General features: G+C 44.0%; 3 protein-coding genes. All 3 read left to right on the top strand.

Annotated features, from left to right (window positions below):
- The first annotated feature begins 171 nt into the window (after positions 1 to 171).
- Positions 172 to 1,323: a hypothetical protein gene (locus GC130_RS25450; protein ID WP_152001193.1), complete on the top strand. Its 1,152-nt coding sequence runs from the start codon at positions 172 to 174 to the stop codon at positions 1,321 to 1,323.
- A gap of 183 nt (positions 1,324 to 1,506) precedes the next feature.
- Positions 1,507 to 2,091 (top strand): hypothetical protein, encoded by a 585-nt coding sequence (locus GC130_RS25445; protein ID WP_152001192.1) that lies wholly within the window; start codon positions 1,507 to 1,509, stop codon positions 2,089 to 2,091.
- A 35-nt stretch (positions 2,092 to 2,126) separates the two neighbouring features.
- Positions 2,127 to 2,621 (top strand): hypothetical protein, encoded by a 495-nt coding sequence (locus GC130_RS25440; protein WP_152001191.1) that lies wholly within the window; start codon positions 2,127 to 2,129, stop codon positions 2,619 to 2,621.
- Positions 2,622 to 2,898 lie beyond the last annotated feature (277 nt).

The following is a 2,898-nucleotide window of genomic DNA, read 5'->3' as shown; positions in this document are numbered from 1 at the left end:
CTAACTACCCCCATAGCACCCAGGAGCCCCGTTCAACGCTGTTTTAGAGCCAATTTGTCTTTACCGACCCAGCATTAAACCGATTGGTTTATCTTTGGACAAACTGGCTCTAAAACACTATATTGTTACCCACAATAAATGCGATTCGCAATTGCTATATCCTTGCTTTTCATGTCCGGTATCACCAGTGGGCAATCAAGCGAATTTTTTAAGGTTTGGATAAGTTCTGCGATGTACACGGTCGACAAAACTCCTGTGCTGGATTTGAATAATATCCGTGAAAATAGCGAAGAAGACACCCAAGTGACAGAGGGAGAAATTGACACCAGCTATTTCCCCCTTCAAGACATAATCGAACTGAACACGGACGGAACAGCTACCTACAAAATACTAGGGAAATCAGAGCAACGCCTGACATGGTCGAAAATATCTGATAGAGAGATTTTGATTGACTTTGAAGGCAAGGTAGTTGCACGATTAGACAGCACTAACTACCTGTCATTGGTTCTAACCGAACAAGACACTATTTCAACCAAGTTTCTTTTCCGACCGCTTAGGACACCTCGTCAAACAATTAGCGAGAGTGACCTGGCGACATTGCTGATTGACAATAGCTGGAAGCTTGTTAATCCAGCCGACACTAACGATTCATCCGAATTAGCTTTCGAACCAGACTCAATGACAGCATCTGTCCGTCAAAAGGGGTCAGACATCTATCTAGCAAGTGCAAAATGGATGATAGATTCATATGCAGATCATAGGTTCATTTTCGTAAGCGGCGGTTTTTACCCTGACTATTTTCATTTGTTGAATATTAGCCAAGGCGATCAAATCGACGTTTGGGTAGACAGATATGCCTCTAATGGGTATATGTTCGATACCGGGCCACCCAAAAGACAAGAATATCATCTGATTGCAGCGCCTGGGTTATCCAAATTTCAATATGACTCCATTAGTACCCTTCTTCAGGGCACCTGGACATCGCCAATTCTGCAATTCAACATCGACGATGACTACCTGGAGCCTCAAGTACGGGACACACATCTCTCTTACACATTCCGAAACAACGGAACGGTTACGTCCAGCATGATAGCGACGGCGATTCATCAACCAACCTCTGCTCAAATTACCAGGACAGAAGAGCAAAGCTGGAGGCTCTCCAAAAGCGGCAAACTACTCATTTTAGACGACGGGAAAAGCCAGAATATGATTGTAGCTATAAGTTTCCTGAACCCCGACACAATCCAAGTGACCAAGGATATGAAGTCTTTCGAAGGCTATAATGCCGGACAAATGACTTTCAGGTTAAGCCGGCAGAAGTAAAAATGTGGGTAACACAGCGGTAAAAATGAATGTGGGCTTCATCGGTTGCCATTGGTAAGTTGGCTTGGAATGTCCGCCACAAGGGTTAATTTTAAATCGCCGTGGCTAAGATGTAGCGGAAGCGGAGCTGCATAAAACTCCCACACTCATTTTACCGAGGCGTTATAGCTAATGACTTCCTAGATGGACCTAGAGCAAATATTCAAGACGTCAATTGCGGATAATCTGGATGCCGTGCTGCGTGATCTCGGGTACGTCATTAGCTGTGAACAAAAGGGGTTAGTGGAATATCGGAGCAGAAGCAATATCCTATTATTTGTTTTTGAGTGGAATCAAGGACATGGGCTCTACTGCACTCTACGATTTGACTCTGACTTAATCGACTTTCCATTACAAACCGTCGTAGACAGGCTGACAACGACTCATAACCACGAATCTCCATGGGCTAACCATGACATCAGCAGCATTATTCCCAAATGGACAGCAAAGTTGGCAACAGAACTGCGTGAGTTCGGTATTTCAGAATTAACCTATGAGTCCCCTGTTGTTCAACAACTAAAGCTGGAGGCGATCGATCGTACTCTAGACTACAACCGAAACATCGATCTAGAAGCAACTAAGAAAAGAGCGGACTATGCTTGGCAGGCAAATGACTACAAGCATTTTATCGAGGTTTTGAAAGGTAAGTCTAACGACTTTCCCGAATCCTATACCAAAAAGCTGGTCATAGCTCGTAACCGAATTGATAAAACCAGCGACAATAGTTAGACAAGTTGAACCAAACTTAAAAGACGTATTATAACATGCTACTTTTTGGCCTCGTCGTTTTGGCAACGGGAATTGTTGGGCTTCTCATATCTCTTACATTCGCATCAATTGCAGTATTCAAAAAGGGTGCGAAGAATTGGAGACGTTCTGGAATCGCCTTTCTAACGACTCTAGCAGTGACTTTGTGCTTGATTCTTGTGCAAGAATTAGTCATTTACCCTCCAAATCCCAAGCTTGAACGGCTTATACTATCTGCATATCGAGAGGCACCAATCGGCGGAATTTGGCTTGGGATCTATGATGATAACACTTGGCAACTTGGTTATTCATCCAAGGAGATAACTTCAGAGGGGACCTACCGATTCTCCGGTGACACATTGCTACTTGTAGCCGACAACGGAGCCAAAGTAATTGGTGACTTTGATCAAACTGCTTTCATCATCAAGGCAAACCAATTGGTCGAACTTAATAATTCAGGCATTCGATCGCTGGAAATACTCCAGAACAGACTAAACGAAAAAAAGCTATAACACAGCGGTAAAAATGAATGTGGGCATCACCGGTTGTCAATGGTCAGATGGCTTGGATTCTCCGCCACATATTTTAATTTTATCATCGGCGTGGCTAAGATGTAGTGGAAGCGGAGCTGCATAAAACTCCCACACTCATTTTACCGAGTCGTTGGGGCACATGCGCTACGTACTATGACAAGAGCTTTAACCATACTTCCAATTTTCGTTGTTACCCTGGCTTTCGGGCAGACTGAACCAGAGCTAGTCGGGGAGTACAAACGAACAGAGCGGATGG

The sequence above is a fragment of the Imperialibacter sp. EC-SDR9 genome (genome assembly GCF_902498805.1).
Taxonomy (GTDB): Bacteria; Bacteroidota; Bacteroidia; order Cytophagales; family Cyclobacteriaceae; genus Imperialibacter.
This window is presented reverse-complemented; position numbering and strand designations above follow the sequence as displayed.